Origin of the sequence: Microbispora amethystogenes, assembly GCF_016863015.1 — a bacterium.
Lineage (GTDB): Bacteria > Actinomycetota > Actinomycetes > Streptosporangiales > Streptosporangiaceae > Microbispora > Microbispora amethystogenes.
The window spans coordinates 52717-78154 of record NZ_BOOB01000010.1 but is presented as its reverse complement, the minus strand read 5'-3'; the positions used below and the strand labels follow the sequence as shown (position 1 = coordinate 78154).

Sequence of the window (25438 nt, the reverse complement as noted above, 5' to 3'; positions counted from 1 at the left end):
AAAAGCCGGTGAACGGCTCGCGCGTGCTGCTCCTCGGCGTGACGTACAAACCAGACATCGCCGACGAGCGGGAGACGCCCGCGATACCGGTGGCCGAGGCGCTGCTGGAGTTGGGCGCGGAGCTGTCGTTCTGCGACCCGTACGTGAAGGAATGGTCGGTCGAGGGCAGGGCGATCCCCCGCGAGGAGGATCTGCGGTCGGCCGTGGCCGCCGCGGACGTGGTGGTCCTGTTGCAGCAGCACGCGGCGTTCGACCTGGACGTGGTGGAGGACCACGCCCTTCTCGTCCTGGACACTCGTGGCGTGCTCGCCACGAGCGAACGCGTCGAGCGGCTGTAGGAAGGGTCCGCGCCGTGCACGTGCTCGTCATGACGGTGGTGCATCACCCCGAGGACGCCCGGATCCTGCACCGGCAGATCCGGGCACTCGTCGATGCCGGTCATGAGGTCACGTACGCCGCGCCGTACACCGCGCGGGGAGTCGTGCCGCGCTCGTGGGTGACCGGAGTCGACCTGCCGAGGGCCGCCGAGCGGCGCCGCCTGTCGGCGGTGCGCGCGGCCCGCAAGCTCTTCAAGAGCATGCGCGGGAAGGTCGACCTGGCGCTCATCCACGACCCCGAGCTGCTGTTCGCCGTCGCCGGGGTGCGCAAGAGCCCGCCGGTGGTCTGGGACGTCCACGAGGACACCCCCGCGACGCTGTCGCTCAAGCCGTGGCTGCCGGCGTTCCTGCGCCCGCCGACGCGGTACCTCGCCCGGCTCCTGGAGGGCACGGCCGAGCGCCGGATGCACCTGCTGCTGGCCGAGGCGGCGTACGCCGGCCGGTTCCGGCAGCGGCACCTGGTGGTGCCGAACGAGACCTGGGTGCCCGACAGCGTCAGCCCGCCCGGCGACGACCGGGTGGTCTACCTGGGCTGGCTGTCGGAGGCCCGGGGCGTGCAGGAGGCCGTCGAGGTGGCCCGCCTGCTCCAGCCGCACCGGGTGGCCGTGGAACTGATCGGGTACGCCGACCCGCAGAGCAGGCCGCTGCTCAACGAGGCGGTCGCGCAGGGCGTGCTGGAGTGGCGCGACTTCATGCCGAACGACGAGGCGCTCAAGCGGCTCGACGGCGCGCTCGCGGGGCTGTCGCTGCTGCACGACGAGCCCAACTACCGCCACTCCATGCCCACGAAGATCGTGGAGTACATGGCCCACGGCATCCCGGTCATCACCACCCCCTCGCCGCGGGCCGTCGAGCTCGTGGAGCGTTACCAGTGCGGCATGGTGGTCCCCTGGCGGGACCCGCAGGCGGTGGCGCGCGCGGTGCTCCAGCTCAGGGACAACCCGTTCGAACGGCGCGGCACCGGCGGGCGCGGCTACGCCGCCGCGCGGGCGAACCACCACTGGCCCAACTCGGCGCGTCGTTTCGTCGACCAGCTGGAAGCGTGGGCCGGCGTCAAGAGCTGAAGCCCCGGTGAACACTTCGGCGTGACAAGTTCGACGAACGACGGGCGGGTAGTGTCCTGAAAGTGCGCTGGCTCACCTTCATCCTGGGTGTGGCGATTCTCGCGGGTGTCGCGTCCGTCGTGATCGTCCTGCGGGACGGGAGCTCCGATCCGGGCGCCGCCCGGGCCGGGCAGACCCTCTCCGCGGCGACCGAGAGCCCCAGCCCGTCCCCCGCGCACAGCGAGTTCACCGATCCCTGCGGCACGTTCGACACCGCGGCGGCCACGCCGTACGCCGTGATGGGGTACTGGCTCATCCCGACCTCGGACCCGTGTACCTGGCGGCGGCAGCTCCAGGCCATCCACCGTCTCGGCGGGGACACCGTCGTGCGCCTCGGCTTCGGCCTGTCGCCGCGCCAGACGGACGAGGACGGGCAGGTGCTCCAGCCGGTGGACGACAAGGAGCCGGAGAAGACCCCGCCGCCCGACAAGCGGTACGCCGTCTGCGTGGAGAGCGGGCTCAGCTGCATGAAGGCGGCGGAGCAGGAGCTCCGGACCGCCAACCCCGGCAACCGCATCAGCTGGACGTACGTCTACCGCACCGACGAGCAGTTCGGGCCCGGCATCTTCCGCTGCCCGCAGGTGGAACGGAAGATCGTCGTGAACGGCGCGGTCTTCTACCGGCTCATCGCGCCGGAGGACGGCTCGGACGACCCCACCTGCGACTTCACGACGAAGGGACGGGCCTACCACCTGATCCTCGTATCGGCGGGCGAGCAGGACAGCCTCAGCGAGCTGCTCGACCTCGGCGACCGGTTCGGCATCAGGGTCTTCCCCGCGCTGCCCCTCGCGCCGCGCGACCCGGCCGAGTCCACCCGCGCCGACCCCCGGCACATCGGCACGCTCACGACCCTGACCCGGCGGATCCTGCAGGACTACGGCAACCGCTTCGGCGACCGTCAGTCGCTGGGCGGCGTCTACCAGCCGTTCGAGCTGCAGCTCAGGGACTGGCCCGACCCTGACAAGGTCCAGACGCTGCAGGTGTACGCCGAGCAGCACCGGATCGTCGAGCAGGAACTGCCCGGCAAGCCCATCCTGGTCAGCCCGTACATCGACAGCCGGAGGCGGCTGAAGTACACCTCCACGCCGGCGCAGGTCGCCGCGGGCTTCAAGGCCCTCGCCCGGACCGGGGTGGAGATCATCGCTCCGCAGGACGGCCGGGGCACGGGCAAGGTCGGCCTGTTCTGGCCCAACTGGAAGAACAAGCCGGTGGACGACCGCCTCAAGCCGGTCGTCGGCGAGAGCACCTACGCCACGGCCTACTACGGCGGCACCCGCGACTACTACCGCGAGATGTCCAAGGCGCGGGCGCAGCTGGCCGAGGAGGGCGTGGAGGTGGAGCTCTGGGCCAACGTGGAGGCCTTCGAGCCGTCCTCGACCGAGAACTGCGGCCGGCAGGGCACCCGGGGCAGGACCGACAAGCCCCGGCTCGACACCCAGGTCACGCTGGCCGGGCCGTACGTCTCGAAGGTCATCTCGTACATGTGGAGCGACTTTTTCACCTGCGGCTCGCCGTCGCTGTCGGAGGAGATCGCGCAGGACTGGGACCGGCCGATCCCGGTGGAGGCGCAGCGGCGCGAACGCCAGATCCAGGACGGCCTGGAGATCCGCGGCTACCACCTCGGAGACGCGAAGGTCACGCTGAGCTGGCCGGGGCTGGACACCCCCCGGGTCGTCGACTCGGCGACGGTCGGCTGGCACGACGGCACGCCGATTCCGGGGCTTCCCGCGGGTATCGAGACGATCTGGATCCCGGTGGACTGGGCGACGGTGCCCGGCGACGTGTGGGTGCGGGTGGAGGTCACCTCCGCCGACGGCCGTAAGTCGGCGGAGCCCGTCTACTACCACAACACCGGCTGAGACCACCGGCTGAGACACCGGGCGACCGGCCGCGTACTGATAGCGTTCGCTCATGATCCCGCGCATCCCGGTCAGCGTGGATCTCGTCGTGCTCACCGTCAGGTCCCAGCAGCTGAGCGCCCTCGTCTGGCGGCGCGACCGGCCGCCGTACGAGGGCAGGTGGGCGCTTTCCGGCGGCTTCATCAAGCTGGAGGAGGACCTGCCGGCCGCCGCCGCCCGGGTGCTCGCCGAGCGGGCGGGCCTGCCCGGCGCCCCGGTGCATCTGGAGCAGTTGCAGACCTACGGCTACCCGGACCGCGACCCCCGCCAGCGGGTCGTCAGCGTCGCCTACCTCGGCCTCGCCCCCGACCTGCCCGCGTCGACCGAGGCGCACATGAGCTGGCAGCCGGTGGCGGAGCTGACCGAGATGGCCTTCGACCACCGCAGGATCATGCTCGACGGCGTGGAGCGGGCGCGGAGCAAGCTGGAGTACACCTCGCTCGGCGCCGCCTTCTGCCCGCCGGAGTTCACCGTCGCGGAGCTTCGCCGCGTGTACGAGATCGTCTGGGGCCGCCCGCTCGACCCCCGCAACTTCCACCGGAAGGTCACCAAGACCGAGGGCTTCCTGGTGCCCACCGGACGCACGACGACCCGGGACGGCGGCCGGCCCGCCATGCTGCACCGCCGCGGCCCCGCCGTGCTGCTGCATCCCCCGATGCTCCGCGCCGGCGCCGCCGCCCCCCAGTAGCAGCGCAGTAGCTACCGCAGCCGGATCGTCCGCCTCACAGGGATCTTTCAGGATATATTCCGGCCTATGCTCGCTGCGGCCTCACGCGTCGCCCCCGACGCGCCGGCCATCCTCCGCGGACCGTCGCGGCTGCGCGTCCTCGACCTCCTGCGGTTCTGCGCGGCTCTCGGCGTCGTCCTGTTCCACTTCGGCGAGACCCGCGCGTGGGGCACCCCGAACGCCTTCCCGGCGCTGAGCGCGGTGACCATGTTCGGGGTGTACGGCGTGCGGTTGTTCTTCCTGATCAGCGGGTTCGTGATCCTGATGAGCGCGTGGGGCCGTACGGCCGGGCACTTCGCGGCGTCGCGGATCGCCCGGCTCTACCCGGCGTACTGGGCGAGCGTGCTCGTCCTCGGCGCGCTGGCCGTCGGCGGGCTCATCACGGACCACCGGCCGACGTTCGCCGAGCTGCTGGCCAACATGACCATGCTCCAGCACGGCCTGCGGGTGCGGGACCTGGAGATCGTCTACTGGACGCTCTGGCAGGAGCTCGTCTTCTACGTGCTCATCGCGTGCTTCGCCGCGATCGGCATCACCTACCGCCGCTGCCTGGCGTTCCTCGGCGGCTGGGTCTTCCTGCTCGTCGTCGCCGAGCGGGTGGACGCCGATCTCCTCCAGGCCGTGCTGCTGCCGTTCAGCGCGCCGTACTTCATCGCGGGCATGGCGTTGTTCCTGATCCACCGCTTCGGCGGATCGATGTTCCCCTGGCTGTTCGTCGGGGCGGGGTGGGCGCTCGCGATCGTGTCGGTGCTGGGGGAGAAGCTCCCGGCGGTCGACCGGTTCGGCCCGGCGCTGGGGTCGGCGCTCGTCGTCGGCGTGATCTCACTGATCTTCCTGGTCATGGTCGCGGTCGCCGTCGGCGCGCTCGACCGGCTCGACTGGCGGTGGCTGACCGCGCTCGGCGCGCTGACCTACCCCCTGTACCTCTTCCACCACCACGTGGGGTTCCTGCTCATCCAGGCGCTGCACGAGCCGCTCGGCAACCGGCTCGCCCTGCCCGTCGCGACGGCCGCCGCGCTCGGCGTCGCGTACGCCGTGCACCGGCTGGTGGAACGGCCCCTGCAGCCCCGCCTGCGGGCGGCCCTGGAGCGGTCGCTCACGGCGGACGTCACGCAGACGCCGGCGCCGGTGCCGCTCGCGGAGGCGCCGGCCGCCTACTTGCCCCGGGGCGGGTAGATCTCGCCTCCGTGCAGCGTGCGGCCCTGCAGCAGGGTCGTCAGCGTGACGAACTTGTAGTGCTGCTTCTCCAGTTTGTCCAGCACGCCCGGCATCGCCTTGACCGTCTCCGGGACGATGTCGTGCAGCAGGATGACGCCGTCGCGCTTGGCGAGCTTCAGCGTCCGCGCGGCGATGACCTTCGTGTTCCTGGCCTGCCAGTCGAGCGTGGATCCCGTCCAGAGGATCTGGGGCAGGCCGAGTTGCGCTGTGAGGCCGGAGATGCGGGCGTTCGTCGCGCCGTTCGGCGGGCGCATGATCTCCGGCTTCCTGCCGATCGTCTCGTAGATGACGTCCGAGGTGCTGGTGAGCTCGCTGAGCACCTCCTCGTCGGGCAGCTTGGTCAGGTCGGGGTGGTTCCAGGTGTGGTTGCCGATCTCGTGGCCCTCCCGCACGATCCGCTGCGTGAGCTCGGGGCGGTTGGCCACCTTCCGGCCGAGCAGGAAGAACGTGGCCTTCGCCTTGTGCTTCTTCAGCGTGTCGAGCAGCGCGGGCGTGTAGGGCCACGGCCCGTCGTCGAAGGTGAGCGCGATGCACTTGTACCGGGCGCAGTACGGCTTCGCCGCCTTCACCGTTTTCACTGTCTTCGCCGCCGCGACCGGGGCTGATGCGACCGGGGTGGGAATGGTGCAGACCCCGGCTACGCAGACCCCGGCCATCGCGATTCTGACTTTCCGCCACATGTCGCGCGATCTTAGTGAATATCTCCGGAGAGGGTAATCCTCGAAGCACCCCTCAGAGCGGCGGAACGGCGTCCCTGGCCCGCTGGAGGGCGAGCTCGGCCCACCACTGGCCGCCGTACGGCGTGACCACGCCGTACACCGGGTCGGCGGAGCCGCTCTCGCCACGGGTGCACCGGGCGTCGGAGACCCCGGCCGGGCGCAGCCACAGGTACGCGTCCACGAGCGCGTTGCCGGTGTCGGTGGTCGGCCGCGCCCCGGCGCCGCGTCCCGGCGGGTTGCACCATTCCTGGGGGTCCTTGTACTTGCCCTCCGGCGGAGTCCACGCGCCCCGGCCGTTCCGGCCCGTGTCGACGACGAAGTGCGGCAGCCCGGCCGTGTCCGTGCTCGTATCCGCACATGTGCCGCTCCCCGACGCCCTGGTCTTCACGCAGGCGGCGAGGCGGGTGCCGTACGCGACGAGCGAGCCGGTCTCCTGATATCCGGCGGCGTTGAGATAGAAGCCGTCGGCCTGGGCGATCCCCGCCTCGACCAGTCGCGTGGCCATGACCTCCGGCGACGGCCAGCCCTCCAGGCTGCCGTCGAGATAGACGGCGGTGTTCGGCAGCCCGCCGAGCCGTTTCACGGCCGAGCCGAGCATCCGCAGCCTGGCCCGCTGGTCGGCGGCGTCCCCGAGCGAGCACTCCGGCGAGCCCGGCAGTTCCGTGAGGCTCTTGGGCTCCAGCACGAACACCGCCCTGCGGTCGCCGACGGCCGAGGCGACGGCGTCGATCCAGGCGAGGTACTGCGCCGAGCCGGTCGCGCCGCCCTCGTTGCACGCGTGCAGCGGGATGTCGTCGGTGACGAAGACCGGCACGGCGTCCTGCCGCGCGGCGGCCTCCAGTGCGGCGCTCGCCGTACGGCCCGCCTGGGCGGCGCTGGGCCCGCCCAGCCACACGGCCCTCGGCACCGCGGCGAGCTTCCGCATCGTCTCGGCGTCGTCGCCGCGCCCCGCCGCCGCCCAGGCCTCCGCCTGGCGCGCCTCGTCGCCCGCCGGGTCGGCGTAGAGCCGTACGTCCCGCCCGCGCAGCGGGTTGCCCGAGCCCGCGCCGCTCGCTGTCGTGCCGGTGGGGGCCGGGGTGGCGCGCTCGGCGGGCTTCCCGGACGCCGCCAGGGGCACCTGCGGCTCTCCGGACGACGGCTTGCCGGACGACGCCGTCTGGACGGCGACGACGACCCCCGCCGTCACCAGGAGGGCGGCGACGACGCCCCCGACCCCGAGCAGGAGGCCGGGCCGGGACCGGCGGCTCGCCGCGCCTCCCGCGACCGTCGGCAGTCCGGTGACCGTCGCGGCAGGCGCGACCGGCGCGACCGGTGCGACCGACTCGACCGGCTCGTGGCCGGTCAGCATCTCGACGAGGCGCTGCGCCGTGGGGCGCTGGGCCGGCTCCTTCGCCAGCGCCAGGTCGACGATCGACCGCAGGCGGGGATCGAGCCCCGAGATCTGCGGAGGCTCGTGGAGCACCCGGTAGAGGATGCTCGGGATCGATCCGCCGCTGAACGGCGCGTGCCCGGAGGCGGTGTACGCCACCAGGGCGCCCCAGCCGAAGATGTCGGAGGCGGGGGTCAGGCGGTCGCCCTTCGCCTGCTCGGGCGACATGAAGGACGGAGTCCCGGCGACGATGCCGCTCATGTCCGCGGTGTTGTCGGTGACCTGGGCGATGCCGAAGTCGATGACCTTGGGGCCGACCGGCGAGAGCAGCACGTTCGACGGCTTGAGGTCGCGGTGGATCACCCCCGCGCTGTGGATCGCCTGCAGGGCCACGGCCACGTTGACCGCGACCGCCTCCAGGCTCGATCCCGACAGCGGCCCGCGGTCCCGTACGACCTCCTGGAGGGTGGGCCCGGGGACGTACTCGGTCGCGAGGTAGGCGACCTCGCCGTCCAGCCCGGCGCCGAGGACGGCGGCGGTGCAGAAGCGGGCGACCCGCTGGGCGGCGGCGACCTCCCGCTGGAACCGGCGCCGGAAGGCGGGGTCGGCCGCCCACTGCGGGTGGATCACCTTGACGGCGGCCTCCCGGCCGTTGTCGTCCCGGCCGAGATAGACCGTGCCCATGCCGCCCTGGCCGAGCCGGCCGAGGATGTGGAACGGCCCGATGCGCCGGGGCTCGCCGTATCGCGGTCCGTCGCCCTCAGCGCCGTTCGTCATGCTTTTCCCCGATCGCCGGTTCAGGCGCGATCCTAACCAAAACCGGGGTTCGGATGCCGCCCCTTCCAAGGGGGACGGTCCATACCTACTGAAAGCGGCGTACAGCGCGCGTCAAGCGCATTGAAAGCGGCCTGCGACAAAGTGAGGCCAACAACAGAGGAAAGGAACCCCGCAATGGCGCTCACCCGCTCCCTGGCCGGCATCACGCTGGCGGCCGGCATCTTCGCTCTCGCCCCGCTGGCCACCGCCACCGCCGCCTCCGCCACCGAGGCCGCCACCCAGAGCGCCGCCGCCCAGGCCGCGTTCAAGCCCTTCGGCCCCTACTTCGCGGCGGGTTCGAAGGCCAAGGTGAGCGGTTCGCTGACGGCCGCGGCCAAGGACGACCCCAGCGCGCCCGCGCCGTGGGTCAAGGTCTCCGGCAGCGTCGTCGACCGGACCCGATCCTCGTCCGCCTGCGGCTGGGCGCTCTTCCGCGTCAGCTGGTTCGACTCCTCCAACACGCCGCACCTGGCCTACCGCAACTACCGCACCTGCTCGTACAACGTGAAGAAGACGTTCGCCTTCACGATGAAGAACGTCGGGGAGGTCGAGCTCAAGGTCTGCTCCGAGGGCAAGGCCGCCAAGCCGTCGATCAACTGCCAGTACGCCGGCACCTGGAAGACGCTGTACGCCTACTACAAGTAGAGCCTCCGGGGGTCATCTTCTAAGGTGACGGTATGCCGCGATTCCGCTCGATCCTCGACAGCATGCCGCCGTACAAGCCCGGTAAGGCCGTGGTCTCCCCGGAGGGCCGGTCGTACAAGCTGTCCTCCAACGAGAGCCCGTACGGGCCGCTGCCGTCGGTGGTCGAGGCGGTCGCGCGGGCGGCCACCGAGGTCCACCGCTACCCCGACCCGGGCGCCGTCCGGCTCACCGAGGCGCTCGCCGAGCGGTACGACGTACCCGCCGGGCACGTGGCGCTCGGCGCCGGGTCGGTGGCGGTGGCGCAGCAGATCCTGGCGGCGGTGGGCGAGCCCGGCGCGGACGTCATGTACGCCTGGCGCTCCTTCGAGGCCTACCCGCTGCTCGCGGACCTCTCGGGCGCCCGCTCGATCCGGGTGCCGCTGCGCGACGAGACGCACGACCTCGACGCGATGGCGGACGCCCTCACGCCGGAGACCCGCCTGGTCTTCGTGTGCAACCCCAACAACCCGACCGGCACCGTGAACCGGACCGAGGAGCTCAGGCGTTTCCTCGGCCGGGTGCCCGGCGACGTCACGGTCGTCCTCGACGAGGCGTACCGGGAGTACGTGCGGGACGCCGACGTGCCGGACGGCCTCGCGCTCTACCGGGAGCACCCGAACGTCGCCGTCCTGCGCACGTTCTCCAAGGCGTACGGCCTGGCGGGCCTGCGGGTCGGCTACCTGATCGGGCACGAGCCGGTGGCCGCGGCCGTCCGCAAGACGCTGCTGCCCTTCGCGGTCAACCACCTCGCGCAGGCCGCCGCCATCGCGTCCCTCCACGCGGAGGACGAGTTGCTGGAGCGGGTCGAGACCGTCATCAAGGAGCGCACGCGCGTGCGGGAGGCCCTGCTCTCGCAGGGCTGGACGGTCCCGCCCACCGAGGCCAACTTCGTGTGGCTGCGCCTCGGCGAGCGCACGACGGAGTTCGCCGCGAAGTGCGCGGCCGTGGGCGTCGCCGTGCGCCCGTTCGACGGCGAGGGGGCCAGGGTGTCCATCGGCGACCCCGAGGCCAACGACGTCTTCCTGGCCGTCGCCCAGGCCTTCGTCTGAGCGGTTGTCTGAGCGGTTGTCCAAGCGGGGTGCGGACGGCGACCGGGCTGCCGGGGCACGCCGGCCCCACGCCGTCGGCCCGGCGCCGAGCGCCGTCCACACCCTTCGTTCACCCGGTCACCGGTTGAGCTTCTCCACGATCAGCCGGTAGAGCTGGCGCGGCCGGCCCGGCTGCGGAGTGCGGTTCGGCGGAAGCGGCCACGCGAGTCCCTCGTCAACCAGCGTGCGCAGCAACCGGCGAGCCGTACGCGGGGTGACCCCGAGCATGCGCCCGGCCCCCTCCGCGTCCACGACCGTGTCTCCGCCTTCCAGCTTGGCCGCCAGGCGCGCCAGCACCTCGACGCCCTTGGGCTTGATCGGCCCGCCCGGCTGGGGAGGCATCCGGGGCGGCGGCACCAGAGCCCGGCCCTCCCGGTCCACCGCGAAGCCCTGGGGCTGTTTGCCGCCCTGGGTGCGGGCGAGCGCGCCCCTGGCGTGCGTCTCGGCCTCGTGCGTCGTGCGGCCCATCCCCACGCCCACCTCGACGGCGAGCCCCAGCTCCTCGCGGATCCTGGCGGCGAAGGGCAGCACCCGGAACCCGTCGGTGGCGGCCGCGATCGAGCCCTTGGTCGCCACGACCAGGTAGCTGTGATCGTCGATCGGCCACACGCTCGCGTTGATCCGGTTGGCCTCCTGCACGAGCAGGCGGTGCAGCGACAGCCGCAGCTCGTCCCGCCAGTAGCGCGGCGCGGCCCGGCGCACCGGTTCGCGCAGCGTCGGCACCTCCACCAGCACGACCGTGAGCTGCGACTCCTCCAGCCGGTGCCGGGCGCCGAGCAGCGCCGCCGTGTGCAGTGCCGTCCGTACGGCCGCGGACGTCGGCCGGATCGGCACGACCGGCACCCCCGCGGAGGTCAGCCGGTCGGCCACTCCCTGGACGCACGTGAGCGCGCCCGTGGTGGCCCCTTGGCGGAACAACCGCTCGTGGAAGGCCGTGACCGTGCCGATCGGACCCGGTTCGTCGCGGCTGTGCACCTCCCCGGAAGGGAGGTTGAGGTCCGCGTACGCCTCGTCGATGTCCGGCCGCGCGAGCACGTCCACGCTCACCCGGCGCGGATCGGTCCGCTCGTCCAGCGAGGCCCGCGCGATCGCCGCCACCAGTGCCGCTCCGCCGAGCTGCACGTGTGTCGCGGGCATCGTCAGCACTCCGGCCCGCCGGGCGAGCTCGAAGGGCACCGGGCTCGCGAACAGGCAGGCGTCCACACCCGGCCCGAGCCGGGTCACCTTGTCCGCGGCCTCCTGCTCGTCCCTGTACGCGGCGGCGACCAGCCGACAGGGCACCGGGGCCGCCGAGTGCCCCATGAGCATCACGCGTTCGACCAAATCATGTGACCCCACCACGCCGATGGTGAGGTCGGGTGTCACCGTCCCTAGACGTGACCCGCGCGGAGTGTCTTCCGTGCGCTCGACCAATGTTCGTCCCATCCCACGTCGCCCTCGTTGTTGTGGCTTCTCTTTGGAACGATCGCTGGTTAAGGCCGTAATGTCACGCCCAGATTTTCCGGAATACCATTCTGGGTGGTCGAGCCGCATCCGTAATATCCCGGATACCCCCTGGTCAGGGCGTTAGTAAAGGTTTTCGGACTCAGTGGCCGTCCGAAGTGGAAATTTCACGCACCACATCAGCGCCAAGCGCCTGCATGCGCTGGGCGAGCGCGCCGTGGCCGCGGTCGATGAGATAACCGGTCCCGATCGACGTCTCTCCCTCGGCGGCGAGACCGGCGAGCACGAGCGCGATTCCGGACCTGAGGTCGTGGGCCGTCACGTCGGCGCCGTGCAGCGGCGTCGGGCCGTGCACCACCGCCCGGCTCCCCTCCACCTCGACGTTCGCGCCCATCTTGTTGAGCTCGCCCGCGAGCGCGAAGCGGCCGTCGAAGATGCGCTCGTGGATGTAGCTGGAGCCCTCGGCGAGGCAGGCCACCGTCATCAGGGGCGACTGCAGGTCGGTCGCGAAGCCGGGGTAGGTGTCGGTGATCACGTTGATCGGGCGCAGCGGCCGGTCGCGGCGCACCTGCAGGACCGCGCCGTGCTCCTCGAACTCGACGCCCATCTGCTCCAGCTTCCACCGGACCACGCCGAGGTGCTCCAGCGAGGCGCCGACCAGGCTCACCTCGCCCCCGGTGATCGCCGCGGCCATCGCGAACACGCCCGCGTCGAGCCGGTCCGGCATCACCGTGTGCTCGACCGCGGTCAGCTCGTCGACGCCCTCGACCGTGATGAAGCCGGTGCCGCCGCCGCGGATGCGCGCCCCCATCCGGCTCAGCATCGTGATGACGTCGAGCACCTCGGGTTCGAGCGCCGCGTTCTCGATCACGGTGGTGCCCCGGGCGAGCGAGGCGGCCATGATCAGGTTCTCGGTGCCGGTGTGGGAAGGGGTGTCGAGATAGAGCGGAGCGCCGAGCAGGCCGCCGGCCTTGATGTGGATGACGGACTCGCCCTCGTCCACCATCGCGCCGAGGCGCTTGTAGCCGAGGTAGTGGAAGTCGAGGTTGCGGCTGCCGAGGTTGCAGCCGCCGATGCCCTCGATGATCGCCTCACCGAGGCGGTGGAGCAGGGCCGGGACGAACAGCACCGATCCCCGGAACCGGCGGGCGATCTCGGCGGGCAGGACCGGGCTGGTCAACCGGGAGGCGTCGATGACGAGCGTCCGCTCGCTCTCGTGGAACTCCACCTTCGCGCCGATGGCCTCGGCGAGCTCCACCGCCCGGCGCACGTCCTCGATGACGGGCACGTTGCGGAGCACCGTACGGCCTTCGGCCGCGAGCAGCGCCGCCCCGATCATGGGCAGTACGGCGTTCTTCGCGCCCTGGATGAAGGCGGTTCCACGCAGTACGTTGCCACCGCGCACGCGGTAACTGACCATGAATTCGACTCCTATTTTGGGGGAAAGGTGGGGGACTCGCGTCGGCCGGCAGCCACGTCGTCGGCGAATGCGTCGGCCTAGAGTAGCCGCTGTCCCGGGCGTTTCGGGGAGGAACTACCCCCAGAACGCGTGGGGGAACAGGTCACGCCAGACGACTTCTGTGACCTGTGTGACTCAGGCGCGGAAGCGCTCTCCGGTGAGGCGCTCGTACGCCTCGACGTAGCGGCCGCGCGTGCGTTCGACGATCTCGTCCGGCAGCGGCGGAGGGGCCTCGCCGGAGGCCCTGTCCCAGCCCGACGCGGGCGACAGCAGCCAGTCGCGGACGAACTGCTTGTCGAACGACTGCTGGGAGCGGCCCGGCTCCCACTGGTCCAGCGGCCAGAAGCGCGACGAGTCGGGCGTCAGCACCTCGTCGCCCAGGGTCAGCACGCCGTCGGAGTCCCAGCCCAGCTCGATCTTGGTGTCGGCCAGGATGATGCCGCGCTCCAGGGCGATCTCCGCCCCCCGGCGGTAGACGCCGAGGGTGATGTCGCGCAGCCGCCCGGCCACGTCCGCGCCCACCTCGGCCACGACCTGCTCGAACGTCATCGGCTCGTCGTGCTCGCCCATCGGCGCCTTCGTCGACGGCGTGAAGATCGGCTCGGGCAGCCGCGACCCGTCGGTGAGCCCCTCCGGGAGCCGCACGCCGGAGACGACGCCCTCCCTGCGGTAGTCGGTCAGCCCGGAGCCGGTGAGGTAGCCGCGGGCCACGCACTCCACCGGCACCATCCGCAGCTTCCGGCACAGCACCCCGCGCCCGGCGAACTCCGCGGGCACGCCGGCCGAGACGACGTGGTTGGGCACGACGTCCTTGAGTTGCTCGAACCACCACAGCGACAGCCGGGTGAGGATCTCCCCCTTATCGGGGATGCCGGGTTCGAGCACGTAGTCGAAGGCCGAGATACGGTCCGACGCGACCATCAGCAGCAACCCCTCGGGGGTCTCGTAGAGGTCGCGTACCTTGCCGGAGTGCAGGTGCTTCACCCCGCCATTCTCCCAGCTCCTCACCCCGTGTCGCGTCAGGAGGTGGCGGCGGTCAGGGCGATGTCGGAGCGGTGGTGGGAGCCGCGCAGGGTGATCTGCTCCAGCGCCTCGTAGGCCCGCGTCCTCGCCTCGGCCAGGTCGGCGCCGGTGCCGACCACGTTGAGCACCCGCCCGCCGTTCGACACCAGCCGGTTCTCCGGGTCGAGGGTCGTCCCGGCGTGCAGCGCGTACGCCTCCTCGGTCGTCGCGGGGAGCCCCGCGACGACGTCGCCCTTCACCGGGTCGGCCGGGTAGTTCTCGGCGGCGAGCACCACGGTCACGGCGGCGCCGTCGCGCCACCGCAGCGGCGGATGGTCCGCGAGGGTGCCGGTCGCGCACGCGAGCAGCAGCCCTCCCAGCGGGGTCTCCAGCCGGTCGAGCACGACCTGGGTCTCCGGGTCGCCGAAGCGCGCGTTGAACTCGATCACGCGGGGACCGCCGGCGGTCAGGGCCAGCCCCGCGTACAGCACACCCGTGTACGGCGTGCCGCGCCGGGCCATCTCGGCGACCGTCGGCCGCACGATCTCGGCCATGACCCGCTCCGACAGGCCCTCCGGGGCCCAGGGGAGCGGGGTGTAGGCCCCCATGCCGCCGGTGTTGGGACCCTTGTCGCCGTCGTAGGCCCGCTTGAAGTCCTGGGCCGGCTGCAGCGCCACCGCGCTCGTCCCGTCGCACAGGGCGAACAGCGACACCTCCGGGCCGTCGAGGAACTCCTCGATCACCACCCGCTCGCACGACCGCGCGTGTTCCAGGGCCTCCTCGCGGCTGTCGGTCACGACCACGCCCTTGCCCGCGGCCAGGCCGTCGTCCTTCACGACGTACGGAGGGCCGAAGGCGTCCAGCGCCGCCGCGGCCTCCTCCTCGGTCACGCACGTGTACGCCCGCGCGGTCGGCACGCCCGCGGCCGTCATGACGTCCTTGGCGAACGCCTTGGAACCCTCGACCGCCGCGGCCCGCGCCGACGGCCCGAAGCAGGGGATGCCCGCGGCCCTGACCGCGTCGGCCACGCCGGCGACCAGCGGCGCCTCCGGGCCGATCACCACGAGTCCGGCGCCCAGGCGCTCGGCGAGGGCGGTGACCGCCGCGCCGTCCGTCGGCGTGACCTGGTGCAGGGTGGCCACATCGGCGATGCCGGCGTTGCCGGGGGCGCAGTGGACTTCGACGACGGAGGGGTCCAGCCGCAGGGCCCGGCACAGAGCGTGCTCGCGACCCCCGGAACCGATGACAAGAACGCGCACCCGTTCATTCTCGCAGTCTTCTCCGCGTCCTCCGCCGTCCGGCCTCCCGGATACACAGGGGTGACCAGTTTGTCCGACCCCTTTTTGGCAAGAAGTGCATGATCGGAGGCTCTTGACGCCGGTACCCTGGAACAGGCGTCCGGCAGTGATGTGCTAGGTTGGACAGGCTTCGCGCTGTCTCGTAGTGATTGGAGGTGGTCTGGGATGAACTCTGGTGATCCCGTCAGTACGTGCTCGCGCACGTACGTCGTGCGCACTCCCGACCACTTCGACACGAGTCCCGAGGGGCAGCTCACGCCTGCATGAAGGGGTGACATCACGTCGCGCGTAGAGCGTGCCGGCTCGGGCGGGAAGGGACCGCCATGCGCTCCACTCTGCTGTTTCCCCGCATCAACAGGCACACCCGGGTTCTGTCCACGCACCTCGGCGCCGCGCAGGTGAGCGCGGACCCCGTCGTCCGCTGCGTGCCGCCGGCCAGCTCCCTCGTCGAGTTCGGCGCGTACATCGACGGCAAGAAGGTCGCCGCGAACGGCATCCCCGAGGCCGTCCGGATGGTCCGCGAGCACAACGAGGCCAACGAGATGCCCGGCGCGTACGTCTGGGTCGGCCTGCACGAGCCCGCCGCGCCCGAGGTGGAGTGGCTCGCCGAGGTGTTCGGCCTGCACCCCCTCGCCGTCGAGGACGCCATCAAGGCCCACCAGCGGCCCAAGGTCGAGCGGTACGGCGACTCGCTGTTCGTGGTGCTCAAGACCGTCGCCTTCCTCGACGGAGAGGTGCCGACGGCGAGCGGCGAGATCATCGGCACCGGCGAGATCATGGTCTTCGTCGGCCCCGACTTCGTGGTGACCGTACGGCACGGCCGCTACTGCCCGCTCGGCGACGTCCGCGAGAAGCTGGAGTCGAAGGCGAAGCTGATCAGCCGCGGCCCGGCGGGCGTGCTGCACGCCATCGCCGACCACGTGGTGGACAAGTATCTCCAGGTCGCCGACCTGATGCAGGCGGAGCTCGAAGAGGTCGAGGCGGCGGTCTTCGCCGAGGTGAGCTCCCGGGACATCAACCGGATCTACCAGCTCAAGCGGGAGATGCTGGAGCTCAAGCGGGCCGTGGGACCGCTTCAGACCCCCTTCAACGCCCTGCCCCAGCGGCGCAGCATCCCGTCGGAGATGCGCGAGTACTTCCGCGACGTCGGCGACCACCTCTCCCGGGTGTGCGAGCAGGTGCAGGCCTCCAACGAGCTGTCGGACTCGATCCTGCAGGCCGCGCTGGCGCGCTCGAACGCGCTCGCCAACGAGGACATGCGCAAGATCTCGTCCTGGGTCGCGATCATCTCGGTGCCCACGATGATCGCGGGCATCTACGGCATGAACTTCGAGCACATGCCCGAGGTGAAGGCGGTGTACGGCTACCCGCTGGTGCTGGGAGTCATGGTCGTCGCCTGCACGCTCCTGCACCGCGCCTTCCGCCGCAACGGCTGGCTCTGACCGCCGTCTCCTCCCCCGTCAGCCCTTCACGTAGCCCAGGCCCTCGACGATCAGGCCGTCCCGGACCCTCATGACGTTGACGCCGCGCACCCGGTCCTCCGGGCCGGGTCCCCAGCGCAGCGTCCACCGGATGACGGCGCGGTCGCCGGCCGTCCAGATCTCCTCCGGCTCGAAGGTGGACTCGCGCGAGGCCGCGATGCCGGACCAGAAGGCGAGACACTCCTGCCGTCCCACGTGCCGGGAGCCGTTCGGGGGCGGGCCGGAGTTCTCCAGGACGCAGTCCTCGGCGATCAGCCCGTCGAGCAGGCCCGGGTCGTGGGTGAGGAACGCGTCGTTGAACCGCTGCATGATCGTCATGGTCGTCTCGTCGGTCGTCTGGGATATCTCGGTCAACTCGGGTCATCCTCCTTGGGGGTGTCGCGTTCGTGTCGCCGGTCGCTCAGTGCCGGTCACGCAGTGCCGGTCGCTCAGTGCCCGGTCGCGCAGTGCCGGGCGATCGCGGACCCGGCCGCCGCGACGCCCGCGCGTACGGGGCCGTCCGGGCCGAGGGCCGCGCCCGTGGCGTACATCCCGCCGACGACCAGCATGAGCTCGTCGGCGAGGGCGCCGGGGTGAGCGGCCCCGGCCGCCCCCGCCAGCGTCTCCAGGCGCCCGCGCATCCTGCGCAGATGGGCGAGCGCCTCCTGGCGGGCCGGGTGGTCGTCGTCCCGGAACTCGCTGGAGGTGTTGTAGAACACGCAGCCGTGGAAGCCGGGTGAGGCGGCCGCGGCGGCCACCAGTTCGACGAGCGCGAGCAACTGCCCGGCCGGGTCGCCGTCGTGCGGCGCGAGGGCCGCGTCCACCGCGGCCCACCACGCCGCGTCGCTCTCGCGCAGCCAGGCGGCGACGAGGTCGTCCTTGCCGTCGAACTCCCGGTAGAGCAGGCTCTTGCCCAGGCCGACCTCCTCGACGACCTGTTGCATGCCGACGGCCCGCACCCCGTTCTCCTGGAAGAGACGGGACGCGACCCGCAGAATCCGTTCCCTCGTGCCGGGCGCCTGCCGTCGGGCCATTCGCGTTCCTTCCGCCGATCCTCACTGTAGCGGTTACGGACCGATCGGTCCAGGACTGATCGGTCCGGAATTAACTGTACGCAATCGTCATTGCGATATGTCAGATGATGTTGTTGAGTGAGGGAGAGCGGGCCGCTCGCGCACATCGACCGTTTCCACTTCCGCAGGAGCGTGTCATGACAGAGGCGACACCCCGGTTGTCCACTTTTCCCCTCGCGCGTGAGCGTACGTTCGACCCGCCGGACGAGCTGGCGCGCCGCCGCGCCGAGGCGCCGCTCCAGCGGATGACGTACGGGGACGGGCACGAGGGCTGGCTGGCGACCGGTTATGCCGAGTCCCGCGCCATCCTCGCCGACGCCCGCTTCAGCACCCGGCCCGAACTGATGCACTCGGCGCTTCCCCAGCGGGTGGAGCTCCGGCGGGACCCCCTGCCGCCGGGATTCTTCCTGCAGATGGATCCTCCCGACCACACCCGGTACCGGCGGCTGCTGACGGGGCAGTTCACCGTACGGCGGATGAAGCAGCTCGAACCGCGCATCCACGACATCACCCAGAGCCGCCTCGACGCCATGGAGCGCGAGGGCGCCCCCGCCGACCTCGTCCGGTCCTTCGCGCTGCCCATCCCGTCGCTGGTCATCTGCGAGATGCTCGGCGTGCCGTACGAGGACAGGGAGAAGTTCCAGCACGACTCGTCGGTGATCCTCGATCTGGAGGCGTCGACCGACGAGATCCGGACGGCCATGTACGACCTGCTCGCCTACCTGAGCGAGCTCGTCGCCGCCAAGAGGAAGGACCCGGGCGACGACATGCTGAGCGGCCTGGCCGCCTCCGAGGAGCTGACGGACGCCGAGATCGCCGGCATGGGCCTGCTGCTGCTCATCGCGGGCCACGAGACGACGGCGAACATGCTCGGCCTCGGCACCTTCGCGCTGCTGACGAACCCCCGGCAGCTCGCCGTCGTCCGGGACGACCCGGACGCGGTCGAGAACGCGGTGGAGGAGCTGTTGCGCTACCTCAGCATCCTGCACATCGGGCCCACCCGGACGGCTCTGGAGGACGTGGAGATCGGCGGTACCCTGATCAGGGCCGGGGAGACGGTGACCCTGTCCCTGGGCGCGGCCAACCGGGACCCCGAGCGGTTCGAGGGCGGCGACACGCTCGACGTGACCCGGTCGGCCCAGGGCCACCTGAGCTTCGGCCACGGCATCCATCAGTGCCTGGGCCAGCAGCTCGCCCGCGTCGAGATGCGGATCGCCTATCCGGCCCTGCTGCGCCGGTTCCCCGGTCTGCGCCTGGCCGTGCCGCCGGAGGAGGTGCCGATGCGGGCCACCTCGGCGGTCTACGGGGTACGCCGCCTGCCGGTGCTCTGGTGAGGCGATGCGCGGGAGGAAACGATGAAGATCAAGGCGGATACCGGACGGTGCGTCGGGGCGGGGATGTGCGCCCTCACGCTGCCCGAGGTCTTCGACCAGAGCGAGGATGACGGGACGGTCGAGGTTCTCGACCCCGAGCCGCCGGCCGAACGGGCGGCGGCGGTGCGCAGAGCCGTCCAGCTCTGCCCGTCCGGCGCCCTCTCGCTCGACTCGATCGAGGAGTGAGGGAGCGGCCCGGCGCGACACGCGGGACGTTGTGACGCTCAGCTACTTGACGCGCACCCTGCGATGGGGTTGTCTGATAAGTGGCTGTGAAAGCCATTCTTGTGGGTGACCCTGGAGCCCCGTCTGCCGGCGGGGCTCTTCCCATGTCTTCTCACAACAGTGTCTTCTCACAACAGGGTCAGGGCGCTCCCACGGGGCGCAACGGGCTGACCGGCCGGGGCAGCGGCAGCCCGCGTGCCTTCCACAACCGGCGCATGCGGTCGGGGTAGTCGGTGACGACGCCGGCCACGCCCAGGTCCATGAGCCGGGCCGCCTCGTCGGGCTCGTTCACCGTCCACACCACGACGGGCAGGCCGTGCCGCGCCGCCCCCGCCATCAGCGTCTCGTCGACGAGCACCCGGTCGGGGGACAGGGTCGTCGCGCCCACCGCGGCGGCGGCCGCCGCGAGGTCGCCGCCCACCTCGCCGAGGCGGATGCCGTTCATCCACTCCGGCGTCATCGTGTCGCGCTCCACGAGGGCGTACCGCCGCTCGACCAGCGGCCGGGCGATCTCCAGGAGCCGCCAGTCGAAGCTGAGCAGGGCCGACCTGGAGAGCCGGTCGTGCCGGTCGAGCTCGTCGACGACCTGCGTCACGAACCGCCGCGGGTCCGGGCACAGGCCGGGACGGGTGGGATCCGACTTGAGCTCCACGTTCAGCCGCACGTCGTCCGCGCCGAGGGCGCCGATCAGGCCGAGCACCGCGCCGAGCGTGGGCATCCGGGTGTCCGGCAGCGGCACCTGCGTGAGCGCGAAGCGGTCGTCCGGCCGCTGCGGCAGCCGTACGCCGACGTCGAGGGTCCGCAGTTGCGGCAGCGTGAGCGCGATGATCGGCTTGCCGACGTACGGGAACATCTCGTCCCCCGGCGTGGCCATGCCGGTGTCCGCGCTGGTCACCGGGGAGACGTGCAGGTCGTGGGTGAGCACGAGCTGCCCGTCGGCCGACATGGCGACGTCGAACTCGAGGGCGTCGACCCCGAGCTCCAGCGCGAAGGCCAGGCCGGGCAGCGTGTTCTCGGGCCTCAGCCCCCGCGCTCCACGGTGCCCGTGCAGCTCAACGTATCCGTGCACAGCGGCGTACCCTACCGCCCCGCCGGGGCGGCGCGGGTGATCCCCCGGTTCGGGCGCGTACGCCACGAACCATCAGATCAGCGGGCGAATCTGGATGGTCTGGGTGCGGCCGGGGCCCACGCCGATGGCCGAGATCGGGGCGCCGCTCATCTCCTCCAGCGCCCTGACGTACGCCTGCGCGTTCGGCGGCAGGTCCTCGAACGTCTTGGCGCTGGTGATGTCCTCCTGCCAGCCGGGCAGCTCCTCGTAGACCGGCGTGGCGTGGTGGAACTCGGTCTGCGTCATGGGGATCTCGTCGTGGCGCGTGCCGTCGACGTCGTACCCCACGCAGACCGGGATGCGCTCCAGCCCGGACAGCACGTCGAGCTTGGTCAGGAAGAAGTCGGTCACGCCGTTGATCCGGGTGGCGTAGCGCGCGATGACCGCGTCGAACCAGCCGCAGCGGCGGTCGCGGCCGGTGGTCACGCCGTACTCGCCGCCCGTCTGGCGCAGCCACTCGCCCTGCTCGTCCAGCAGCTCGGTCGGGAACGGCCCGGAGCCCACCCGCGTGGTGTACGCCTTGAGGATGCCGATGATCCTGGTCAGCCGGGTCGGCGGGATGCCGGAGCCGGCGCAGGCGCCGCCCGAGGTGGGGGAGCTGGAGGTCACGAAGGGATAGGTGCCGTGGTCGATGTCGAGCAGCGTGCCCTGCCCGCCTTCGAGCAGCACGACCTTGCCCTGGTCGAGCGCCCGCGAGAGCACCAGCGAGGTGTCGGCGATGTGCGGGCGCAGCCGCTCGGCGTAGCCGAGGTACTCCTCCAGCACCTTCGCCGGGTCGAGGCCCCTGCGGTTGTAGATCTTGGTGAGGACCTGGTTCTTCTCGCCCACCGCGGCCTCGATCTTCTTGCCGAGGATGCCCGGGTCGAGCAGGTCCTGCACCCGGATGCCCATGCGGTAGATCTTGTCGCCGTACGCCGGGCCGATGCCGCGGCCGGTCGTGCCGATCTTGGCCTTGCCGAGGAAACGCTCGCTGACCTTGTCGATCGCCTTGTGCTGGGGCATGATCAGGTGCGCGCCGGCGGAGATCAGCAGCCGCTCGCAGGAGATGCCGCGCTCGGCCAGCCCGTCGATCTCGGAGAGCAGGACGCCCGGGTCGACGACCACCCCGTTGCCGATCACCGGAACGACGTCCGGCGACAGCACCCCGGTCGGCAGCAGGTGCAGGGCGTACTTCTGGTCGCCGATGACCACGGTGTGACCCGCGTTGTTGCCGCCCTGGTAACGGACGACGTAATCGACGTCACCACCGAGCAGGTCGGTGGCCTTCCCCTTGCCCTCATCGCCCCACTGGGCACCAACGAGAACGACAGCCGGCATGGTCAAATCTCCCGAACCACGACGAAAGCCCCTGGCGCAAGCGCGGCAGGGGCCTCTTGCACACAGAGACTACCCGAGGGCCGCGCCGGCGGTGAACGGCGTCTTAACTCGCGAGACGGCCCCGGATGCCACTGTGTGCCCGAATCGTGCGGGGAGCTCGTCAGGAGGCGGTCGCGAGCGCCTCCGCGGCGGCCGTGCTGCTGTCGCGCAGGAACTGGGCGCAGCGCTCGGCCTCGTCCTTCTCGCCGATCGCCTGGGCGGCCCTGGCCAGGGCGTTCAGGCAGCGCAGGAACCCCTGGTTCGGCTCGTGCTCCCACGGGATCGGGCCGTGGCCCTTCCAGCCCGCGCGGCGAAGCTGGTCGAGACCCCGGTGGTAGCCCGTGCGGGCGAACGCGTACGAGGTGACGGCGTGGCCCGAGGCGAAGTAGTCGTCGGCGAGCGCGCCCCAGGCCGCCGGGTAGGCGGGGAAGCGCGCGGCCACGTCGGCCGCCTTGGCGCCCGACTCGAGCATCTGCCGCGCCTCGGCGTTGTCCGGCAGCAGGGTGGGCGGCGGGCCGGCGAGGAGGTTCTCGTGCGTTTCCATGGGGACAGTTCTACCTGCCGAACACCCCAAGGGGTATGGTCCGGCCGGTGGGAACGGAAGATCGATACGAGAATGATCTTCCGTTCCCACCGATCCGCCCGCTACTTGAGCTTGGTGCCCGCGGACTTGAGGTGCTGGCAGGCCTCGACGATGCGCTGCGCCATGCCGCCCTCGGCGAGCTTGCCGTACGCGCGCGGGTCGTAGGCCTTCTTGTTGCCGACCTCGCCGTCGATCTTCAGCACGCCGTCGTAGTTGCGGAACATGTGGTCCACGATCGGGCGGGTGAAGGCGTACTGCGTGTCGGTGTCGATGTTCATCTTCACCACGCCGTACGAGATCGACTCGTGGATCTCCTCCATGGCCGAGCCGGAGCCGCCGTGGAAGACGAGGGCGAAGGGCTTCTCCTTGCCGTACTTCGCGCCGACGGCCTCCTGGATCTCCTTGAGCACGCTCGGGCGGAGCTTGACGTGGCCCGGCTTGTAGACGCCGTGCACGTTGCCGAAGGTGGCGGCCACGATGTAGCGGCCCCGCTCGCCCAGGCCGAGGGTCTCGGCGACGGCCAGCGCGTCCTCGGGCGTGGTGTAGAGCTTCTCGTTGATCTCGCCGACGACGCCGTCCTCCTCGCCGCCGACGACGCCGATCTCGATCTCGAGGATCACCTTGGCGGCGGCGGTCTTGTCCAGCAGCTCGCTGGCGATCTGGAGGTTCTCGTCCAGCGGCACGGCGGAGCCGTCCCACATGTGCGACTGGAACAGCGGGTCCTGGCCGCGCGCGACGCGCTCGGCGGAGATGTCCAGCAGCGGGCGGACGAAAGAGCCCAGCTTGTCCTTGGGGCAGTGGTCGGTGTGCAGGCCGACCGTCACCGGGTACTTCTCGGCGACAACACGGGCGAACTCGGCGAACGCCACCGACCCGGTGACCATGTCCTTCACGGTGGTGCCGGACAGGAACTCAGCCCCTCCGGTCGACACCTGGATGATCCCGTCGCTCTCCGCCTCCGCGAAGCCGCGCAGCGCGGCGTGCAGGGTCTGCGACGAGGTCACGTTGATCGCCGGGTACGCGAAGCCGCCCGCTTTGGCGCGGTCGAACATCTCGGCGTAGACCTCTGGAGTCGCGATAGGCATGCGAAGTCATCTCCTTCTGACGGTATGCGGCGTGGCCAGTATCCCGAAGGCCGGGCCGATCCGGAAAGCCGGGCCGGGTGGAGGCCGCCGAAAGCCGCGGTCATTCCGCGACTCGGGTTTTCCACAGCCGTTGTCGCTTCTCAGTCTCGTCTCATCCCGGACAGGTAGGCTCGGGCCGTGGACGTGCTCTTGGACCTTCTTGACCCGAAGTGGTGGCTGGGCATGCTCGGCGCCTTCGCCACGATCGGCGTCATCGCCATCGTGTTCGCGGAGACGGGGCTGCTCGTCGGGTTCTTCCTGCCCGGCGACTCGCTGCTCGTGACCGCTGGAATTTTCAGTACGGCCGCGGCGGCCCAGGGCTTCGGGATCGCGCCGCTGTCGCTGCCGACCCTGCTGATCGGCGCACCGCTGGCCGCGATCGCGGGGGCGCAGCTGGGTCATTTCCTGGGCGCGAAAGTCGGCCGGAGGATGTTCGACAAGCCGGACTCCCGGCTGTTCAAGAGAGAGCACGTCGAGAAGGCGGAGCACTACTTCGAGAAGTTCGGCCCGGCGAAGGCGGTGGTCGTCGCGCGGTTCATGCCGATCGTCCGCACCTTCATGAATCCCGTGGCCGGTGTCCTGGAGATGGACGCGCGCCGGTTCTTCGTCTGGAACGTCGTCGGCGGCGTCGTCTGGGTCGAGGCGCTGCTGCTGCTCGGCTATTTTCTCGGCAAGAAGGTCGACGGCATCGACAAGTACATCCTTCCCGGCGTCTTCGTCGTCGTCCTCCTGTCGATCATCCCCATCGTGCGTGAAGTGATCAAGAGCCGCCGGGCCGCCGTCGTCGTGCCGAAGGGCCGCCACCACGCCGGCGTGGAGCAGCGGAACCACCCCGGCGTCTGACGAGAGCCGATGACGCGTGCCCGACGATAAATGACAGCTCAGCAATGAATTTCCCGCACAACCGCTACTCTCCGGGTTGTGGGACGCCACAGGTCTGATCCCCTCGGAATCGCGAGGCTGGCACTCGTCGGCCTGGCGGTCGTGCTGCTGCTCGCCGTGATCGTGATCGGCGGCAGGGCGCTGTTCTCCACGTTCGGATCAGGGGAGTCCGGGCGCACTCCGGCCGTCGCGTCCCCGCCCCCGGCGGCCCGGTCCTCCACGGCGACGTCCCCGCCCCCCGTTCCCACCGTACGGGTGGTGTGCCAGGCCGACCGGTGCCCGGTGTTCGTCCGGGTGCCGGGCGGCGACGTGCTGGTCGACCGGGACCTGGCCCGGGGCGAGCAGGCGTCCTACTTCGACCCCGAGCTCGACGTCGTCCTGGACGACGCGAGCACGGTCGAGGTCTTCGCGAACGGCACCGCCAGGTCCCCCGGGCCGCCCGGCGAGCGGCAGGCGTTCAGTGTGACGCGATCCCCAGGTCCGTGAGCGTGTAGGCGGAGCGGTACGGCACCCCGGTCGCCGCCAGCGCCTCGTCGCCGCCCCGGTGCACGATCGTCGCGATGCCCACGACCTCCGCGCCCGCCTCGCGCAGCGCCTCCACGGCGGTGAGCACCGACCCGCCGGTCGTGGTGGTGTCCTCCACGGCGAGCACCCGGCGCCCGGCGACGTCCGGGCCCTCGATCCTGCGCTGCAGGCCGTGGGCCTTGCCCGCCTTGCGGACGACGAACGCGTCGAGCGCGCGGCCCCGGGCCGCCGCCGCGTGCAGCATCGCCGTTGCCACAGGGTCCGCGCCCAGCGTCAGGCCGCCGACCGCCTCGTAGCCGAGATCCTCGGTGAGATCCAGCATGACCCGCCCCACCAGAGGCGCCGCCACGCCGTCGAGGGTGATGCGGCGCAGGTCGACGTACCAGTCGGCCTCCTTGCCCGAGGACAGCACGACCCGCCCGTGCACGATGCCCTTGTTCTTGATCTCGTCCAGCAGCTTCTCGCGGTCACTCATGGAACCTCAGCGTACGGCCGGCCCGGCGGGACGGTTCGCAGGGGCCGATGGCT

The 25438-nt window shown here is 71.2% G+C and carries 25 protein-coding genes; 12 read left to right on the top strand and 13 right to left on the bottom strand.

Features of this window, described 5'->3' with window-relative positions:
- From Mam01_RS08030 to Mam01_RS08010, 5 genes are all read left to right on the top strand, one after another.
- Nucleotides 1-338: UDP binding domain-containing protein (locus tag Mam01_RS08030; RefSeq protein ID WP_275408914.1), on the top strand; the 338-nt coding region annotated here is incomplete at its 5' end.
- Nucleotides 339-352: 14 nt separating this feature from the next.
- The gene (locus Mam01_RS08025; protein ID WP_191910099.1) at nt 353-1441 is read left to right on the top strand and encodes a glycosyltransferase; all 1089 of its coding nucleotides are present in this window, start codon (nt 353-355) and stop codon (nt 1439-1441) included.
- Nucleotides 1442-1503: 62 nt separating this feature from the next.
- Nucleotides 1504-3339: a DUF4434 domain-containing protein gene (locus Mam01_RS08020; RefSeq protein ID WP_204284759.1), complete on the top strand. Its 1836-nt coding sequence runs from the start codon at nt 1504-1506 to the stop codon at nt 3337-3339.
- Between the two features lie 52 nt (nt 3340-3391).
- Nucleotides 3392-4066 (top strand): NUDIX hydrolase, encoded by a 675-nt coding sequence (locus Mam01_RS08015; protein ID WP_111700359.1) that lies wholly within the window; start codon nt 3392-3394, stop codon nt 4064-4066.
- 66 nt (nt 4067-4132) lie between these two features.
- Complete coding sequence (locus Mam01_RS08010) at nt 4133-5281, top strand: acyltransferase family protein (protein WP_204284758.1); 1149 nt, start codon at nt 4133-4135, stop codon at nt 5279-5281.
- Here Mam01_RS08010 and Mam01_RS08005 read toward each other — a convergent pair.
- Nucleotides 5260-5892 (bottom strand): polysaccharide deacetylase family protein, encoded by a 633-nt coding sequence (locus tag Mam01_RS08005; RefSeq protein ID WP_204284757.1) that lies wholly within the window; start codon nt 5890-5892, stop codon nt 5260-5262. The two genes, Mam01_RS08010 and Mam01_RS08005, sit on opposite strands and share 22 nt — an antisense overlap.
- A gap of 163 nt (nt 5893-6055) precedes the next feature.
- Nucleotides 6056-8188 (bottom strand): glycoside hydrolase family 6 protein, encoded by a 2133-nt coding sequence (locus Mam01_RS08000; protein ID WP_204284756.1) that lies wholly within the window; start codon nt 8186-8188, stop codon nt 6056-6058.
- A gap of 174 nt (nt 8189-8362) precedes the next feature.
- On the opposite strand from Mam01_RS08000, the gene Mam01_RS07995 reads away from it, so the two are divergent.
- On the top strand, nt 8363-8872 hold the full coding sequence (locus Mam01_RS07995; protein WP_204284755.1) for a hypothetical protein: 510 nt from the start codon (nt 8363-8365) through the stop codon (nt 8870-8872).
- Between the two features lie 32 nt (nt 8873-8904).
- Nucleotides 8905-9960, top strand: a complete 1056-nt coding sequence (gene hisC / locus Mam01_RS07990) for a histidinol-phosphate transaminase (RefSeq protein ID WP_204284754.1) — start codon at nt 8905-8907, stop codon at nt 9958-9960.
- A 117-nt stretch (nt 9961-10077) separates the two neighbouring features.
- Here hisC and Mam01_RS07985 read toward each other — a convergent pair whose 3' ends face one another.
- From Mam01_RS07985 to purD, 4 genes are all read right to left on the bottom strand, one after another.
- Nucleotides 10078-11322: a transcriptional regulator gene (locus Mam01_RS07985; RefSeq protein WP_373868686.1), complete on the bottom strand. Its 1245-nt coding sequence runs from the start codon at nt 11320-11322 to the stop codon at nt 10078-10080.
- Between the two features lie 262 nt (nt 11323-11584).
- Nucleotides 11585-12862: a UDP-N-acetylglucosamine 1-carboxyvinyltransferase gene (gene murA, locus Mam01_RS07980; RefSeq protein WP_204284753.1), complete on the bottom strand. Its 1278-nt coding sequence runs from the start codon at nt 12860-12862 to the stop codon at nt 11585-11587.
- Between the two features lie 174 nt (nt 12863-13036).
- On the bottom strand, nt 13037-13924 hold the full coding sequence (locus tag Mam01_RS07975; RefSeq protein WP_204284763.1) for a phosphoribosylaminoimidazolesuccinocarboxamide synthase: 888 nt from the start codon (nt 13922-13924) through the stop codon (nt 13037-13039).
- Entirely contained in the window at nt 13921-15162 is a 1242-nt protein-coding gene (gene purD, locus Mam01_RS07970) for a phosphoribosylamine--glycine ligase (protein WP_204284752.1), read from the bottom strand. Before purD ends, Mam01_RS07975 begins: the two co-directional genes overlap by 4 nt.
- Before the next feature lie 362 nt (nt 15163-15524).
- On the opposite strand from purD, the gene Mam01_RS07965 reads away from it, so the two are divergent.
- A complete protein-coding gene (locus tag Mam01_RS07965) occupies nt 15525-16643 on the top strand; it encodes a magnesium and cobalt transport protein CorA (protein ID WP_204284751.1) in 1119 nt (372 codons plus the stop codon).
- 18 nt (nt 16644-16661) lie between these two features.
- Here the strand turns inward: Mam01_RS07965 and Mam01_RS07960 are convergent, their stop codons facing one another.
- Together Mam01_RS07960 and Mam01_RS07955 are read right to left on the bottom strand one after the other, a co-directional pair.
- Nucleotides 16662-17036 (bottom strand): nuclear transport factor 2 family protein, encoded by a 375-nt coding sequence (locus Mam01_RS07960; protein ID WP_204284750.1) that lies wholly within the window; start codon nt 17034-17036, stop codon nt 16662-16664.
- Nucleotides 17037-17110: 74 nt separating this feature from the next.
- Nucleotides 17111-17695, bottom strand: a complete 585-nt coding sequence (locus tag Mam01_RS07955; protein ID WP_204284749.1) for a TetR/AcrR family transcriptional regulator — start codon at nt 17693-17695, stop codon at nt 17111-17113.
- 176 nt (nt 17696-17871) lie between these two features.
- Between Mam01_RS07955 and Mam01_RS07950 the strand changes: the two genes are divergently transcribed.
- Nucleotides 17872-19068: a cytochrome P450 gene (locus Mam01_RS07950; RefSeq protein WP_204284748.1), complete on the top strand. Its 1197-nt coding sequence runs from the start codon at nt 17872-17874 to the stop codon at nt 19066-19068.
- A gap of 21 nt (nt 19069-19089) precedes the next feature.
- Nucleotides 19090-19293 (top strand): ferredoxin, encoded by a 204-nt coding sequence (locus Mam01_RS07945; protein ID WP_204284747.1) that lies wholly within the window; start codon nt 19090-19092, stop codon nt 19291-19293.
- A gap of 178 nt (nt 19294-19471) precedes the next feature.
- On the opposite strand, the gene Mam01_RS07940 is transcribed toward Mam01_RS07945, so the two are convergent.
- From Mam01_RS07940 to fbaA, 4 genes are all read right to left on the bottom strand, one after another.
- Entirely contained in the window at nt 19472-20401 is a 930-nt protein-coding gene (locus tag Mam01_RS07940; protein WP_204284746.1) for a glycerophosphodiester phosphodiesterase family protein, read from the bottom strand.
- A 72-nt stretch (nt 20402-20473) separates the two neighbouring features.
- On the bottom strand, nt 20474-21757 hold the full coding sequence (locus Mam01_RS07935; RefSeq protein WP_150933869.1) for an adenylosuccinate synthase: 1284 nt from the start codon (nt 21755-21757) through the stop codon (nt 20474-20476).
- A 160-nt stretch (nt 21758-21917) separates the two neighbouring features.
- A complete protein-coding gene (locus tag Mam01_RS07930) occupies nt 21918-22340 on the bottom strand; it encodes a DUF3151 domain-containing protein (RefSeq protein ID WP_204284745.1) in 423 nt (140 codons plus the stop codon).
- 101 nt (nt 22341-22441) lie between these two features.
- The gene (gene fbaA, locus Mam01_RS07925; protein ID WP_150933871.1) at nt 22442-23464 is read right to left on the bottom strand and encodes a class II fructose-bisphosphate aldolase; all 1023 of its coding nucleotides are present in this window, start codon (nt 23462-23464) and stop codon (nt 22442-22444) included.
- A gap of 177 nt (nt 23465-23641) precedes the next feature.
- Between fbaA and Mam01_RS07920 the strand changes: the two genes are divergently transcribed.
- A complete protein-coding gene (locus Mam01_RS07920; RefSeq protein ID WP_225311455.1) occupies nt 23642-24346 on the top strand; it encodes a DedA family protein in 705 nt (234 codons plus the stop codon).
- 78 nt (nt 24347-24424) lie between these two features.
- A complete protein-coding gene (locus Mam01_RS07915) occupies nt 24425-24871 on the top strand; it encodes a hypothetical protein (protein ID WP_204284744.1) in 447 nt (148 codons plus the stop codon).
- Here the strand turns inward: Mam01_RS07915 and Mam01_RS07910 are convergent.
- Complete coding sequence (locus Mam01_RS07910) at nt 24843-25385, bottom strand: orotate phosphoribosyltransferase (RefSeq protein WP_204284743.1); 543 nt, start codon at nt 25383-25385, stop codon at nt 24843-24845. The genes Mam01_RS07915 and Mam01_RS07910 overlap by 29 nt on opposite strands.
- Nucleotides 25386-25438 lie beyond the last annotated feature (53 nt).

Excerpts from the sequence above, each read along its gene's own strand:
- Mam01_RS08015 (WP_111700359.1), top strand. The coding sequence starts at position 3,392 with ATGATCCCGCGCATCCCGGTCAGCGTGGATCTCGTCGTGCTCACCGTC.
- Mam01_RS08010 (WP_204284758.1), top strand. The coding sequence starts at position 4,133 with ATGCTCGCTGCGGCCTCACGCGTCGCCCCCGACGCGCCGGCCATCCTC.
- Mam01_RS08000 (WP_204284756.1), bottom strand. The coding sequence starts at position 8,188 with ATGACGAACGGCGCTGAGGGCGACGGACCGCGATACGGCGAGCCCCGG.
- Mam01_RS07995 (WP_204284755.1), top strand. The coding sequence starts at position 8,363 with ATGGCGCTCACCCGCTCCCTGGCCGGCATCACGCTGGCGGCCGGCATC.
- hisC (WP_204284754.1), top strand. The coding sequence starts at position 8,905 with ATGCCGCGATTCCGCTCGATCCTCGACAGCATGCCGCCGTACAAGCCC.
- murA (WP_204284753.1), bottom strand. The coding sequence starts at position 12,862 with ATGGTCAGTTACCGCGTGCGCGGTGGCAACGTACTGCGTGGAACCGCC.
- Mam01_RS07965 (WP_204284751.1), top strand. The coding sequence starts at position 15,525 with ATGCGCTCCACTCTGCTGTTTCCCCGCATCAACAGGCACACCCGGGTT.
- Mam01_RS07955 (WP_204284749.1), bottom strand. The coding sequence starts at position 17,695 with ATGGCCCGACGGCAGGCGCCCGGCACGAGGGAACGGATTCTGCGGGTC.
- Mam01_RS07950 (WP_204284748.1), top strand. The coding sequence starts at position 17,872 with ATGACAGAGGCGACACCCCGGTTGTCCACTTTTCCCCTCGCGCGTGAG.
- Mam01_RS07945 (WP_204284747.1), top strand. The coding sequence starts at position 19,090 with ATGAAGATCAAGGCGGATACCGGACGGTGCGTCGGGGCGGGGATGTGC.
- Mam01_RS07935 (WP_150933869.1), bottom strand. The coding sequence starts at position 21,757 with ATGCCGGCTGTCGTTCTCGTTGGTGCCCAGTGGGGCGATGAGGGCAAG.
- Mam01_RS07930 (WP_204284745.1), bottom strand. The coding sequence starts at position 22,340 with ATGGAAACGCACGAGAACCTCCTCGCCGGCCCGCCGCCCACCCTGCTG.
- fbaA (WP_150933871.1), bottom strand. The coding sequence starts at position 23,464 with ATGCCTATCGCGACTCCAGAGGTCTACGCCGAGATGTTCGACCGCGCC.
- Mam01_RS07910 (WP_204284743.1), bottom strand. The coding sequence starts at position 25,385 with ATGAGTGACCGCGAGAAGCTGCTGGACGAGATCAAGAACAAGGGCATC.